At 70.0% G+C, this 15144-nt stretch carries 9 protein-coding genes; 7 read left to right on the top strand and 2 right to left on the bottom strand.

All coding sequences use genetic code 11. The annotated features are described in order from the left end of the window. Positions 1-7 precede the first annotated feature (7 nt). The 3 genes from IE318_RS37450 to IE318_RS37440 all read left to right on the top strand — a co-directional run bounded on the left by IE318_RS37450 (position 8) and on the right by IE318_RS37440 (position 3400). Positions 8-2308 (top strand): hypothetical protein, encoded by a 2301-nt coding sequence (locus tag IE318_RS37450; protein WP_189907386.1) that lies wholly within the window; start codon positions 8-10, stop codon positions 2306-2308. Further along, on the top strand, positions 2305-2826 hold the full coding sequence (locus IE318_RS37445; RefSeq protein WP_189907385.1) for a hypothetical protein: 522 nt from the start codon (positions 2305-2307) through the stop codon (positions 2824-2826). The genes IE318_RS37450 and IE318_RS37445 overlap by 4 nt, the downstream gene beginning before the upstream one ends. Before the next feature lie 64 nt (positions 2827-2890). After that, a complete protein-coding gene (locus IE318_RS37440; RefSeq protein WP_229904012.1) occupies positions 2891-3400 on the top strand; it encodes a hypothetical protein in 510 nt (169 codons plus the stop codon). A gap of 526 nt (positions 3401-3926) precedes the next feature. Here IE318_RS37440 and mycP read toward each other — a convergent pair. Next, positions 3927-5228, bottom strand: a complete 1302-nt coding sequence (mycP, locus tag IE318_RS37435; RefSeq protein ID WP_189907384.1) for a type VII secretion-associated serine protease mycosin — start codon at positions 5226-5228, stop codon at positions 3927-3929. A gap of 19 nt (positions 5229-5247) precedes the next feature. Continuing rightward, positions 5248-6789 carry a type VII secretion protein EccB gene (gene eccB, locus IE318_RS37430; protein WP_189907383.1) on the bottom strand — a complete coding sequence of 514 codons (1542 nt, stop codon included), beginning with the start codon at positions 6787-6789 and terminating at the stop codon, positions 5248-5250. Between the two features lie 215 nt (positions 6790-7004). Here eccB and eccE point away from each other — a divergent pair, with 215 nt between their 5' ends. From eccE to IE318_RS37410, 4 genes are all read left to right on the top strand, one after another. Beyond that, on the top strand, positions 7005-8387 hold the full coding sequence (eccE, locus tag IE318_RS37425) for a type VII secretion protein EccE (RefSeq protein WP_229904011.1): 1383 nt from the start codon (positions 7005-7007) through the stop codon (positions 8385-8387). 176 nt (positions 8388-8563) lie between these two features. Then, a complete protein-coding gene (locus tag IE318_RS37420) occupies positions 8564-9274 on the top strand; it encodes a hypothetical protein (RefSeq protein ID WP_189907400.1) in 711 nt (236 codons plus the stop codon). Between the two features lie 426 nt (positions 9275-9700). Then, positions 9701-12850, top strand: coding sequence for an SCO5717 family growth-regulating ATPase (locus IE318_RS37415; RefSeq protein ID WP_189907382.1), 3150 nt, complete (start codon positions 9701-9703; stop codon positions 12848-12850). Between the two features lie 374 nt (positions 12851-13224). After that, on the top strand, positions 13225-15135 hold the full coding sequence (locus IE318_RS37410) for an ABC transporter substrate-binding protein (RefSeq protein WP_189907381.1): 1911 nt from the start codon (positions 13225-13227) through the stop codon (positions 15133-15135). Positions 15136-15144: the final 9 nt, after the last annotated feature.

Here is a 15144-nt window from a genome sequence, read left to right as displayed (position 1 = left end):
AGCACCGATGGCTGTGAACTTCACGGACCTCATGGAAGTCGACCTCGGCAAGCTCGAAACCGCGGTCACGGACTGGAAGAAGACCGTCGACAGTCTGAAGACGCTGGCGGAGGACGCCCGCACGGGGATGCAGGCCAAGTCGGACAAGGCCCGCTGGGCCGGGGTCAACGCGACGGTCACGCGGGAGTTCATCACCAAGACCACCAAGGAGGTGTCGGACCTTCACACCGAGGCGAACAGCATCTACCAGGTGCTGGACGACGGGCACAGGGAACTGGTCTCGCTGCAGAAGCAGCTCCAAACCGCCGTCAGTCATGACGCGACCCAGCTCGGGGTCCGCGTGGAGGACATCGGCGGCGGGAAGGTCCGATGCTTCTTTCCCCATGTGCGTGGTGACACGGACGAACGAACGCAGGAGCAGCTCGACTCCAGGCAGAACCTGGAGAACCGGATCAACGACATCCTGTCGCACGCCGACGAGATCGACGCCTCCGTCGCCCGCGCGCTGGCCAAGAGCCACGGCAACGACGCGCACAACGCCGGCCACAGCACGTACGAGTCCCTGAACGACGCCGAGGTCGAGCGCGCCCTGGAACTCGCCCGCAAGGGCGACAAGATGTCCGACGCGGAGCTGACGGAGCTCAATCGCCTGCTGCGCTTCAACTCCCGGGAGAAGGACGGCGAGTTCGCCACCGAGTTCTACCAGGGGCTCGGCGGTCCGGAGAAGGCTCTGCAGTTCTACGCGGAGATGTCCATCGACGGCACCGACGCGGACGCGACGAAGACGCGCCTGAACGAGGTGCGGGACCTGCAGAAGGTGATGGGCTACACGCTGGCCAACGCCACCGACCCCGATCACAAGCAGCATCTGTCGTCATCGTGGAACTCGGAGTTCCGGCGTCTGGGCACCCAGCAGATCGGCTGGCAGCCCGGCCAGATGAACAAGCCGTACGGCTATCAGGTGCTCGGCGGCCTGCTCCGTTACGGCAACTACGACGCGCGGTTCCTCACACCCATTGCGGAGCACATCACCCAGCTCCACAAGGAGGACCCGTACCGCTTCCTGATGAACAAACCCGCGGGCAGCCCGGACATCTACGGCTTCAACCCGTCGGGGAAGCTGGGCACCGGCAACGACCCGCTCAACAGCGTCCTGGAAGCGCTGGGGCACAGTCCCGAGGCCTCCGAGAAGTTCTTCACCCAGACGCCGACCGCCTACAACGAGGACGGCACGGTGAAGACGGGCGGCCACCTCGGCTTCGACTCGTACCTCGATCTGTTCACCGACAAGGACTTCGAGTGGACGATCGACACGAACGACACGAACGTCCTCGCGGACGAGGACAAGACCAAGCGCGCCCTGGGCTTCGGCCCCGAGGCCCTCGGCCACGCCCTGGAGGCGGCGACAACGGGCCGGCCGTACGACAGCGACGCGGCCGCCGACGCCATCAAGCACACTGAGGCGCGGGCGCAACTCGTCAGCCAGATCGTCGACAAGTTCGGTCAGCATCCTGAGCTCATTCGCCACAATGAGAATGGTGATCTGGAAGACGCCAAGACGGGGCCTCTCTACGCAATGCGTGGGAGCCTTGGAGATATCACTGCGGAGTACATGGCCGACTTCCAGCAGTCGCTCGCACGGTCCAAGGGCGATCCGTTTGATACGTTCGGGGTTTCCGCGGAGCTGGATCCGACCTCGGCGCACCGTTTCCTGGCGGAAGTCGGCCAGGATCCGCACGCATACGCGTCCATCACCACAGCTCAACAAGCGCAGACAGCGCACATCGTGAATGAAGTGATGAACGGGAGTAGTCACTCATCAGTCTCCGACGCCGAACGACTCAGGGATGCGACATATCCGGGTGGCGTGATCGCGGGCATCATGAGCGAGTCGCGGGCTGACGCCGTCCTTGACTACCACGCGGCCTCGGACAAGGAGTTCAACGAGGCTGCGGCAGACAAGCAGAAGTGGGTAAATCGCATCTTGGGCATGGGGATCGAGAAGGTCGGCGAGCGGGTTCCCATCGCCGGCGCCCCCCTCGAATGGGCCTCGGAGGACATTCAGGAGTCCATCATGAAGAGTATCGAAAAGGACTCGTCGGAACAGGCCGAGGCGGATGCTACGGCAACGTACGATTCAGGGCGACAGGCAGCAAGGGACTCGGCAATGACCGCCGTTGACATCGCCACACGCGGTAAGGGACTGGACGCAGACACCCGCAACGACCTTATGAATGCCGCAGCGAACGGCGCGGACACGGGGCACACTACTGGTGCGAAGATGGAGAGCGCAGGAGACGCATCGTGATCCGCGACAAACGAATCGTCATGCTAGGTGTTCTCGTGGGACTGCTGCTCAGCGGCTGCTCCGAGGGAGAGAAGAAGAGCTACACCGTGCCGGAGAAGCTTTGCGGCGCAGCCGTGGCTCCTGATCTCACCAGTGCTCTGCTTCCCGCAGGCGACAAACTGCGAGTAACGCAGTCAAGCTCAGGCGGGCCCGCGACGCACGAGTTCTGCGACGTGCTGGTGGACGGAAATATTGAGCTGGCGATCAAGGGAGTGTGGCGGCCGTCCGGGACCACTGCAAAGCAGGCGGCGGACAAGGAGCTGGTGTTCAATTCCCGCTCGACCGACGGTGGCCGATTCGCACTGTCTGACGACAAAGCCTTTACCGTGGTCGACTGTAAGAACACGGAGCACAAGGCCGAGAGGTTTTCGTTCGAGGTAACTGTGGCCCACCCCACGGGGGATATCAGCCAGAAGATGCAGCGTTTTCTGGCCGCGTTTTCCGAGGCCTATCACACGACACTTCCCTGCCAAAGCTGACATGCGAGGCGGCAATCCCAAGCTGTTTCCTTGCCGGAAACGTCAATCGTATGTCCTGCGCGGTGTGTCCGCTTTTGCCGTGATGACGGTGGCAGTCGGTTGTTCGTCAGGCGAGGCGACCAGGGAATTCACCATTCCCAAGAACCTGTGCGGCGTGTCGGTGCCGACCGATGCGCTCTCCCGTCTGCTGCCCGCCTCCGGCGAGAACCTCGACGTGCAGCAGGACGGAGACATCGATGAAGGGAACGAGCTGTGCGTGCTCTCCGTCGACGACACCCAGGTACTCATGGTCAGCCGCGAACGAATCAACACGGGTGACTCGGCCGAGCACGTTCTGATCAGTCGAGCACGTGTCTCACAGCAGAAGACTGCGGACGACGGCGCCATCGCGTATGCGAATCGCGCGGCCGTGTCGCTGATCAAGTGCCGGGGTGCCGGCATCGAGGTCGAGGACATCAGCACTTTCATCAAGGTACTCAAACCGGCCCGGTCCGACGAGACGGCGATGAAGGACCTGATCACTGATTACACAGCGACTTACAAGAAGCAGCGACCATGCCTACCGGGCTCTTGAACCACCAGCTCTTCGCCGGCCGCTAGGTCACGCAGGCACATCTACTTCGAACCTTCGTATCGGACAATCCGCCCACAAAGAATCCCGTCCCCGGCAGGAAGCGCTGTCAGGTCAATGTCGACGGCAAGATCGCATTGATGGCCAGTCAAAAATGGTGGCCCATACGGACTCGCGGCGACGCTCAGCACTCCCCCGCCCGGCTGGATACCGCATACGAGTACTCGGGCATCGTCACCTTCGCCTCGTCCCCCGGTAGGCCCGGGGCCACTGTTTCCGCGTCGTCCGTGTGTGTGCGGGTGATGTGCACGCAGAAGGTCTTCGCGGCACCGCCGGCCGTGACGCGGTAGGACGCCTCAGTGGCTGTCGTCGGACCGGTGAGGGAGGCGTCCACGCCGTACTGGGGGGTCGGGGACTTCGGGGGCCGACGGGTTGATCGATGTGCGCCAGGCACGTACTCGGAAGGCTTTGACGCAGGCCATCGCCACCAGGACGGCGAACAGGATGAAGCTCGTGGTCGCCATCGTCGTCACGAGACACCGCCCGCGCGGCCGCGCCTCCGTCGTGCGTCTCGTACCGCCACCGCTGTTCCCCCCAGGCCCGCCACCGCGACCAGGCCGCCGATGACCACGTAGGTGCCGAGGCGGGTGTCGCGTTGTTCGGGGGTTTCGCCGAAGTGGAGAGGGGGGACGGAGGGGGCCTCGGCTCGGGTGACGCCGCCTTCGGGGTGGGGGGACTGGACCGGGTGGGCCGGGTCGACGTCGGTGAGGGCCTTGACCGGGTCGACCACGCCCCAGCCGACCAGGCGGTCGTGGCCGGGGATGGAGCGTTCCGCGGTCTGTTCGATCTGGGCGACGATCTCGCGGGCCGTCCACTTCGGGTACTTGGCCTTCAGGAGGGCGGCCACCCCGGCGACGTAGGGGGCCGAGAAGCTCGTGCCGTTGTCGGAGCAGTGGCCGCCGCCGGGAACCGTGGAGATCATGTCCACGCCGGGGGCGGCCACGCCGACGAAGTCTCCGGACTGGGAGAAGGAGGCGCGTTCGTTGTTGCGGTCGGAGGCGGCCACCGCGAGGACGCCCCGGTAGGACGCCGGGTAGGTGATCTTGACGTTGCCGCCGAGGCCGTCGTTGCCGGCCGAGGCGACGACCACCACCTGGTGGGCGAGGGCGTCGTCGACCGCCTGTTCAAGCCTGGAGTCGGGTCGCACGGCGTTCGCCGTGTCCTGGGAGATGTTGATGACGTCGGCACCCACGTCGACCGCGTGCTTGATGGCCTGCGCGAGGGTCGCGGCCGTGCCGTCGCCCTCCGCGTCGTTCTGTTTGATCGGGATGATCGTGGCGCCGGGTGCCAGGCCCACGAAGCCGGTGCCCTTGGCGGGGCGGGCGGCGATGATGCCGGCGACGCGCGTGCCGTGGCCGACGGTGTCCGTGGTGCCGTGAGGGCTTCCGCGGTCGATCTTCTCGCCCTTGGCGTTCTTGGTGGGGAGGTTGTTCATGCCTTTCGAGGCGTCCACCGCGTGCCGCAGTTGCGGGTTCTTGACGTCGACTCCCGTGTCGATCACCGCGACCCGGACGCCCTTGCCCGTGGACTGGGCCCACAGTTCGTCGAGGTTGACGCGTTGCAGTGCCCAGGGGCGGCCCGTGTACGGCTTGGCCGGGAACGTGCACTGGCCGTCGTCCGCGTGGGCGGCCGTCGCGGGCAGGGCGATGGCCGAGGTCGTCGCCGTGAGGGCGGTGGCGGCCGTGATCAAGGCCGCCCTTCGGCCTGCCGTGCCTGCCGTGCCTGCCGTGCGGGGTTCCTGTGCCTTGCGGAACGGGCGTACCTTCAGCATCAGTTCGTCTCCTCTGCCGCTACGAGCCCTGCGGCTGGCGGGCCGCCGCCTCCGAGAGGCGCGGGCCGGTCGGCAGGAACGTCGACCACTCGATGGGCACGGGAGTGGGGTTCACCTGGGCGTAGCCGAGCCGGGTCTGGGCGATCCGCGCCTCGTTCAGCTCCGACTGGCGCTGCTGGGCGGAGGTGCCGATGCCCTTGTCGTCGGTGGCGCTGTCGCTGTTGGACTGCAGGGCGTAGCGCAGGCCCGTGTCGGTCACCAGGAAGACGCCGCCCGCGTTGGTCTCCTGGCCCTGGAACTGGCGGAAGAGCAGGCCGGAGCCGGCGGTGACGTAGGCGCTGGAGGAGCCGGTGGGCAGTTGTGCCGGGAAGTCGGTGCCCACCCAGGTGGACAGGGTCGTGCGGCCCTTGGCGCCGACCGCGCGCAGGACGTTGCAGACCGTGTTGCGGCCGGTGGTGGCGCTGGTGCCGTCGTTCACCGTGCGCGGCTTGTACGTCGGCCAGGTCTTGTCCGCCATGAACGTGGTGCTGTCGGTGACCGCGCCGGGGCTGACCTGCTGGGCCTCGCCGGCCTGGCCGACGGCGACCAGGGCGCGGCTGTTGAGCAGCAGTGTGGCGGTGAACTCCGAGATGCGGGCCACGTGGCCGCGCAGCACCACGTAGTACTGCATGCGCCGGCCGTCGTAGGCCTTGATGACCATGCCGACCTTGTCGTAGCGGTCGTACTGCTGAAGGCCGCTGAAGGCGCCCGCCTTGGCGCCGGGTGTGCCGTCGCTCGTGGGGATGGTGGGGATGGCGATGCGGTCGCCCGGGTGGAGGGTGTCCAGCCATTCCTGGGAGACCCGCTGCGGGGCGCGGCCCTGGGTGTCGAGGGCCTTGAGGAGTTCCTTGTCGGCCGGGTCGGCCAGTTGGTAGCGGTAGCCGCGCGCGTCGACGACGTACTGGCTCTTGCCGTCGGGGCCGACGACGTACATCAGGTCGCCGCCCTTGAGCCGGGCGCTGCCCTCGGTCCTGGACCACTCCTTCTGGGCGAAGACGAACGCCGCCTTCTGGATGGCCCGGCCGCCGGCGCCGGGGCGTTCGCAGACCGCCCAGCGCTTGGCGGTCTCGGCCTCCTGCGGGGAGGGCAGGCGGTCGGGTGCGTAGGGGATGCCGATGGTGGCGCCGTGCGGGGGTTTGCCGCTGTCGAGGACCTTCTCGTCGACGGTGATGACGCTGTCCTTGTTCGGGTCGAGGAGAAGCTTGGCGGAGGCCATGTTCAACACCGGGTGCAGCTGGGTCTGTTTGCCCGTCTTGAGCACCACGTACCGGGTCGTGGAGTCGCTGGCGACGATGACGTGCTCCCCCGGTGTGTCCCAGCCCTTGGGCGCGGTCGGGCTGAACAGGCCGATGCCGCCGAACACCGCGAGGACCACGACGCCGACGACGACTCCGGGCACCACGGCGCCCAGCGGCTTGGGAGCGGCCTCCTCGGAGCCCGACGGCGAGGGCCGGAGGAAGGACGCGAGCATGCGCCGCTTCGCGAAGGTGTAGGCGTTGAGTTCGTCCCGCCGTGATGCCATCTGTTTTCGCTCTCTCCCCGTGCAGAGCTGTGAAGGGGTGGTGGAGAATGCGCGCGCTCCGTGCCCCGCCCCTTGGCTGCCTCTGGTGCCACGACTGTCAGCACCGGCCCCTACTATGCCTGTTGTGGGGTGCTGCCCGTGGCACGGGTAGGGTGCAGGGGCCCGGAAGGGGCCGTGCACGAGAGTTTTCGGGAGAGTTCGGGGGTTTTGCAGTGATGGCTTCCGCAACACGGGCCCGGTCGCGATCGCAATCGGGATCACGATCGGGCGACGGCAGGCGGTCGGGCTCGCGTGCTCCCCGCTCCGCCGGGCCGTCCGGGGCGCGGTCGCACGGTCCCGTCGCGCCCTCCGGGACGCGGTCCTCCGGCTCCCAGGGTCCCTTCGCACCGCATCCGACATCGCGCTCGGGGCGTGGCGGTTCCTTCGTGCGCCAGCGGCTGGTGCTGCTTGAGCTGGCCGCCGCCCTGGTGCTGTGCGGCTGGGTGGTCGGCCCGTTCGCGCTCGTGCCGTCGGCCGTGGTCGCCGTCGTCCTCGTGGCGCTCGCCTTCGTCCGCCGCCGGGGGCGTTCGCTTCCGGAGTGGCTGGGCACCGTGCTCGCGCTGCGGGCGCGCAAGCGGCGGGCGGCGAGCACTCCGGTGCCGCCGGGCACCGAGTCCGGTTTCGCGCCGGCCTTCGAGTGCGACCCCAGTCTGCGGACGTGTTCCTACGGCGGCCGGGACCGGCGGCCGGTGGGGATGGTCGGGGACGGGACCTTCGTCAGTGCCGTGGTGCAGGTGGAGGCCGATGTCACCGCGCTGCGGGCGGAGCGGGGGCGGCAGCCGCTGCCGGTCGGGCTGGTGCGGGACGCGCTGGAGGTGGACGGGATAAGGCTGGAGTCGGCGCAGGTGGTGCTGCACACCCAGCCGGCGCCGGCGCTGCACCTTCCGCAGCACTCGGTGGCCGTGACCAACTACGCGCCGCTGCAGGAGCAGACCGGCGCCCCCGCGGTGCGTATCACCTGGATCGCGCTGAAGCTCAATCCGGAGCTGTGCCAGGAGGCGGTGGACGCGCGGGGCGGCGGGCTGGTCGGGGCGCAGAAGTGCCTCGTGCGCGTGGCCGATCACCTCGCGAGCCGGCTGACCGGCGCCGGGTTCCGTGCGACCGTCCTCAACGAGGAGGAGCTGACCGCCGCCATCGCCACCTCCGCGTGCGCCAACCCGCTGGTGACGGCGGAGGCCGGGCGGACCGAGACGCGGGAGCGGCGGACCGAGGAGTCCGGGCGCAGCTGGCGCTGCGACAACCGCCGGCACACCACGTACTGGGTGCGGCGCTGGCCGCAACTCGGGGGCCGCGGGCCGTCGTTGCCGCAGCTTGTGGCAGCCGTCACCAGTGTGCCCGCGCTTGCCACCACGTTCAGTCTGACGCTCTCCCCCGGCGAGCGGCAGGCGACGGCGCTGTGCGGGCATGTGCGGGTGACCGGACGCAGCGACGACGAACTGGTGGCCGCGCGGCGGGCCTTGGAGGACGCCGCACGGCAGGCGAGCGTGGGGCTCGCCCGCCTCGACCGGGAGCAGGTGCCCGGCATGCTCGCCACGCTGCCCCTGGGAGGCGCCCGGTGAGTTCCAGTACCCCCATGACTCCCATGACCTCCACGACCTCCACGACCTCCATGAACTCCATGAGTCCGGCGAGCCCGAGCAGTCCGGTGAACAGCCCGGTGAACAGCCCGATGAGCCTCGTGAACCCGCAGGCACCCGGTGCGCCGGATCCCACCGCGTCCTCCGTCGCCGAGCGGATGGGCGGGCGGCTGCGCACCGGTCTCGGGCTGATCGGTCCGCGGCACGGACGGCACGCGCTGTCGGCGGAGCAGGTGGACGCGCTCGCGCTGCCCATCGGTGACGACGGTGTCGTCATCGGCGTGGACCCGGAGGGACAGCCCGCGGTGCTGGGGCTGAACCGGCCCACGCCGTACGACGTCGTGCTCATCGGCAGCCTGTGGACGGCACAGGTCCTCGCCCTGCGGGCGGCGGCCACCGGAGCGCGCGTGGCCGTGGAGACGGGCCGGGCACAGGCCTGGATGCAGATGGTGCACGCCATGGGCGGCGGGCAGAACGGCCTGGCGGTGTACGAGGTGGGCCGGGTCCCCCCGCAGGGCGCGTCGGCCGGCACGCCCGTGCTGGTGGTGCGCGACTGCGGCATGCGACCGCCCCGGGGCCGAGTGGTCTCGGGTCCCTGGCAGTCGGTGGTGACGCTGCTGCCGTACCTGAGTCCGGTCGCGCCCCGGCTGATACGGCAGGCGCGGCTGGTCGGCGTGCAGCGGATCTCGCCGGACGAGGCGGCCGAGCTGGGCCGCACGATGGCGCTGCCGCGCACGGACGTCGAAGCCCTGCCGACGCTGCCCGACGGCGTCACGCTGTGGTGCGGCGACCGGGACCGGCAGTACGTGATGACGCAACCCACCGACGCCGAGATCGGACTGCTGGGCACGCCCCGCCGCATGGACTGAGCGGGTCCACCGCATGAACGTGGACTGAACGGGTCCACCGCTGACCGGCGTTGTCGACCGACAGTGTCGGGAGACTTTTTCCGTCGACCTTGTTGACCGACATTGGGGGATGTTGACCGGTTTGGCCGGTCGTCCGTGCGCGTCCGCGGGCGAGTTGGGACCGGGCCGGGTTGGTGTGGAGGGGCACGGAGCGCCGGACGGGCCTGCCATGAGCCTGCCCGTGGTGATTAGGCTGGGACCGGGCGCCACATCAGAACCCGCGGCTGGGCCGTCGGCGCTCCGGGGGAGGACCGGGCGGACCACACGGCCGGACAGGCCGGAATGGTTCCGGTTCGGTCGACGTACGACCGCTCGCGACCGATCCCGTACGACACGAACGGTCGCCCCAGCACGGCATGAGGGTGCTCGACCACACCAGGAGGAACTGTGAACAGCGATCGGGACGGGATCCGCGGGGGCTGGGCCACACCCGGCGATGACCAGTCCGACGCGGAGTCCGCCATCGAGACGACGGGCGAGTTCACCATCGACTACGCGCCACCCGCCTGGTACACGCAGAACGCGTCGGGCCCGGCCGGCGAGGCGCCGCAGCCCCCGGCACCGGCCCCGGCGCCGCCCGCGACCCCTGCGCCGCCTCCGCCGGTCGGTCCCCCGGTCGAGCTCCCGGGTCCGCCGCCGAGCAGCGGCTTCCAGTCCTCCTGGGCGCCCACGCCCGCACCCGCCGCCGCCCCTGTGGCGCCGGAGGCGGAGGACGCCGCCGGGAGCGGTGACGTCGTCAGCGGTGCCACGATGCGTATCTCGGCGGCAGCTCTCAAGCGGGAGTTCGCGGAGCGCGACGCGGCGCAGCAGGCTGCCGCGCAGGGCGCGGGGGCCGAGGAGGGCGCTGCGGAGCGCGAGGGCCGGGGTGGTACGGAGGCGCCGGTTCCCGGAACGTCCGACGGCGGCACCGAGGGCGCGGAGGACGAGCAGAGCCCGGAGGGTTCGGAGGTCCCGGAGAGCTCGGGGGACGCCTCGGTGGGGGCCGACGAAGAGCGTTCGGACGACGACTCCGAAACCGAGCCCGCTCCGGCCGCGGGTACCGACGCGGACGCGGAGACGGCTACGGATGTCGAGGCGGACGGCGACACCGACGCCGACACGGACGCGGCCTCCGGCATCACCGACTCCGATTCCGGCGTTCCTGAGCCCGTGACCGCCACGGCCGATCCGGCCACCGGCATGGACACCGGCACCGGCACCGGCACCGAAGGCAGCACCGACGGCGACCGCGAGGGCGGTGACCCGGAGGCAGCCGGCCGACCCGCCGACGACGTGCAGGACGCCGTCGCTCAGGCGGCCGCCCCCGCCGACGCCACCGCGGGCGGCGACGTCCAGGACGCTCCGGCTGCCTGGGGTCCCCCGCCGGCGCCCCAGGACGCGGTTCCGCCGCTGCCGCCGTCGTACCAGCCCGCCGCTCCCGCTCCCGCGGCCCAGTGGCCCGCGCAGCCCCAGCCGCAGGCCCCCGAACAGCCCCCCCAGCAGGCCCAGCAGCCGATGCCGCCCCAGCAGCCGCCCTTCCAGCCGCAGGCGCCGCAGCCCGCGCCCGCCGCCTGGAACGCGCCCGCGGCACCGCAGCAGGGTGACGCGCCCACTCCCCCGCCGCCTCCGGCGGGTTACGGCTTCCCGCAGCCGACGCCGCCCGGCCCGGCGGCGCAGGGCGGCGGCTACGGCTTCCCGCAGAGCGGTCAGCCCGGCGTCGGCCCCGGTCCCGGCGCGCAGGCTCAGGGTGGTTACGGCTTCCCGCAGCCCGGCGGTTACGGCTTCCCGCAGCCGCCCGCACAGCCGGGGCACCCCGCACAGCCCCCGCAGCCCGGACAGCCCGGACAGCCGCAGGCCCACCCCCCGCAGCCCTCCCAGCCCTCCCAGCCGGGTCAGCCGCAGCCCCAGCAGCCCGGCGGGCAGCAGCAGCCCGAGACGGCGCACCCCCCGGCCGATGCCCCGCAGGGTGCACCCCAGCCCGGGCAGCCCCAGGGCTCCGTACCGCAGCCTCCGCAGCAGCCCGTCGATCCGCGGGCCGGTGCCGGGTGGCCGCAGCCCATACAGCACGACCAGCGGCAGCCGACCAACCCCGGGGCCGCACCGCTCGGTTACACGGCGGCCGTGGAGCTGTCCTCAGACCGGCTGCTCAACAACAAGAGGCAGAAGGCCCGCAGCGGCCGCCCGGCCGCGGCCGGCTCCCGTTTCCGCATCGGTGGCAAGAAGGAGGAGGCCGAGCGCCAGCGGAAGCTGGACCTGATCCGGACGCCGGTGCTGTCCTGCTACCGGATCGCGGTGATCAGCCTCAAGGGCGGTGTCGGCAAGACGACCACCACCACCGCGCTGGGCTCCACGCTCGCCACCGAGCGGCAGGACAAGATCCTCGCGATCGACGCCAACCCGGACGCCGGTACGCTCGGCCGCCGGGTGCGCCGGGAGACCGGGGCCACCATCCGTGACCTCGTGCAGGCGATCCCGTACCTCAACTCCTACATGGACATCCGGCGGTTCACCTCCCAGGCCCCGTCGGGTCTGGAGATCATCGCCAACGACGTCGACCCGGCGGTGTCCACGACGTTCAACGACGAGGACTACCGCCGCGCGATCGACGTGCTGGGCAACCAGTACCCGATCATCCTCACCGACTCCGGCACCGGTCTGCTCTACAGCGCCATGCGCGGCGTGCTGGACCTCGCCGACCAGCTCATCATCATCTCCACGCCGTCCGTGGACGGTGCCTCCAGCGCCAGTACGACGCTGGACTGGCTGTCCGCGCACGGCTACGCCGACCTCGTCGCCCGTTCCCTCACCGTGATCTCGGGGGTGCGCGAGACCGGCAAGATGATCAAGGTGGAGGACATCGTCGCCCACTTCGAGACGCGCTGCCGGGGCGTCGTCGTGGTGCCCTTCGACGAGCACCTGGCCGCCGGTGCCGAGGTCAACCTCGACATGATGCGGCCGAAGGTGCGCGAGGCGTACTTCAACCTCGCGGCGATGGTCGCGGAGGACTTCGTCCGCCACCAGCAGTCGCACGGGCTGTGGACCTCCGACGGCAACCCGCCTCCGGTCGCGGCCCCGCCGCTGCCGGGCCAGCCCTTCCCGGGCCAGCCGGGCCAGCCCTTCCCCGGACAGCCCGGCCAGCCGCAGCCCTACGCCGCCCAGCCCCACCCGGGACAGCCGTACCCAGGGCAGCCGCAACAGCCGTACCCGGGACAGCCGCAGCAGCCGTATCCCGGACAACCGGGCCAGCCGGCGCCGGGTCAGTACGCCCCGCAACAGCCCGGACAACCCGGTCAGCCGTACCCGCCGCAGCCCGGACACCCCGGTCACCCCGGACAGCCCATCCCGGGCCAGCCCCCCGCCCCTGGCGCCCAGCCGGGGCAGCCGGGCCAGCCGGGCCAGTTCGCGACCCCGCCGCACCCCGGCCAGCCGTACGCCCCCGCACCCCACCCCGGCTACCCGCAGGCTCCGCAGCCCGCGCAACCTCCGCAGGGCCAACAGGGCCAACAGGGCCAGCAGGGCCAGACCCCGCCCCCTCCCCCGCCCGCACCCCAGCAGTGACCCGGCGGCCTCCCGCAGGCCGCCGCTCACCCGCCCACACACTCCCGAGGCCCGTGCCCTTCCCCAAACGGCGCGGGCCTTCGCGCGTTCGCAGACAGAACCGGCGGAAATCCGCCGCCACGCCCTCACCAGGGAGGCGTCAGAGGTCTCCACCAATGTGGGTGACATCGCGGTCAACTCGTTATTTCCGCAGGCCACATGGGGTTTGACATACCGTTGACGCGCGCAGACTGCCGCTGATAGACACTCAATCCATCCCGCCGGCGTCAACCGATCAAGCTCAAACAAGCACGTTCAAGCCTGTTCACAACTGTTCAAGCCGCCCCGCGCGGGGCCACACCTCCGCGCGTGCGATGACGCGAGGTCACCGAGCCATGAACACACAAGATCAGCACGGCAGAGGACGCACAGGCCCCCGCCCGAGGAGGGCACGGCTTCTCGCCGCCACGGGCGCCGCCGCGCTCGTCCTCGCGTCCGGGCTCGCGACCCCGGCGGCCTCGGCCGCGCCGCAGGCCCGGGCGGCGCAGGGCGCTCAGGCCCAGGAGGCCGCGAAGGCCCAGAAGGACGACAAGAGCGGCGGCAAGGTCCTCACCGTCGCCGTCGCCCAGAGCGTCGACTCGCTCAGCCCCTTTCTGGCGGTGAAGCTGGTCAGCACCAGCATCAACCGGCTGATGTACGAGTACCTGACCAACTACGACCCCAAGGACGCCCACGCCATTCCGGGTCTCGCCACCAAGTGGGAGGCGTCGCCGGACAAGCTGACCTGGACCTACACGATCCGCAACACCAAGTGGTCGGACGGGCAGCCGGTCACCGCCGAGGACGCGGCGTGGACGTTCAACAAGATGATGACCGACGAGGGCGCCGCCACCGCCAACGGCAGCTTCGTCGGCAACTTCGAGAAGGTCACCGCGCCCAGCCCCACCCAGCTGGTGATCAAGCTGAAGAAGCCTCAGGCCACGATGACGGCGCTGGACGTGCCGATCGTGCCCAAGCACGTGTGGGAGAAGGTCACCGACTTCTCGAAGTTCAACAACGACAAGAGCTTCCCGATCGTCGGGGACGGGCCGTTCGTCCTGACCGACTACAAGGCGGACAGCTATGTGCGGCTGAAGGCCAACAAGGACTTCTGGCGGGGCGCGCCGAAGTTCGACGAGCTGGTCTTCCGGTACTACAAGGACCAGGACGCCGCCGTCGCCGCGCTGCGCAAGGGCGAGGTCTCCTTCGTCGCCGGCTCGCCGTCGCTGACGCCCGCGCAGGCCGCCTCCCTCAAGAGCGACAAGAACATCCACGTCAACGAGGGGCCCGGCCGCCGCTTCTACGCGCTGGCCACCAACCCGGGCGCGCAGGCCAAGAACGGCACGAAGTTCGGTGACGGCGACCCGTCCCTGCTCGACGAGCGCGTACGGCACGCCCTGTTCATGGCCGTGGACCGCAAGGCGATCGTCGACAAGGTCTTCCAGGGCCACGCGGTCGAGGGCCAGGGCTACATCCCGCCGCGCTTCTCGACGTACTTCTGGAAGCCGTCGTCCGGGCAGGAGCTGGCGTACGACCCGGCGAAGGCCGGGCAGCTGCTCGACGAGGCGGGGTACAAGAAGAACTCCGACGGCAAGCGCGTCGGCAAGGACGGCAAGCCGCTGAACTACCGGGTCCTGTGCCACGCCACCGACCCCAATGACAAGGCGGTCGGCAAGTACCTCCAGGAGTGGTGGGCCAAGCTGGGCATCGGGATCACCCTGGACTGCCTGGACAACGTGACCGACCCGTGGCTGGCGGGCAAGTACGACCTGGCCTTCGACGGCTGGTCCGTCAACCCCGACCCGGACTTCGTGCTCTCCATCCACACCTGCGACGCCCGCCCGCAGACCCCGAAGGACACCGGCGCCACCGACAACTTCATCTGCGACAAGGCCTACGACGACCTGTACGCCAAGCAGCTCGCCGAGTACGACCCCGCCAAACGGGCGGACCTGGTCAAGCAGATGGAGTCGCGGCTGTACGACCTGGGGTACATGAACGTCATGGCCTATCCGAACGCGGTGGAGGCCTACCGCACGGACCAGATCAAGTCGATCACCACCATGCCGTCGTCGGCGGGCAACATCTACGGGCAGGACGGCTACTGGAGCTGGTGGTCCGCCGTTCCGGCGGACTCCGGGGACTCCTCGGACGGCTCGTCGTCGACGGGCGTCGTGATCGGGATCGTCGCGGGTGTCGTCGTGCTCGTGGGCCTCGCCGTGCTCTTCACGGTGCGCCGCCGGGCCACGGCAGAAGACCGCGAATAGGTGCAGGTA

This window comes from Streptomyces spiralis (assembly GCF_014654675.1).
Classification (GTDB): Bacteria; Actinomycetota; Actinomycetes; order Streptomycetales; family Streptomycetaceae; genus Streptomyces; species Streptomyces spiralis.
The sequence above is the reverse complement of the archived record's forward strand: the minus strand, read 5'-3'. Positions and strand labels throughout refer to the sequence as shown.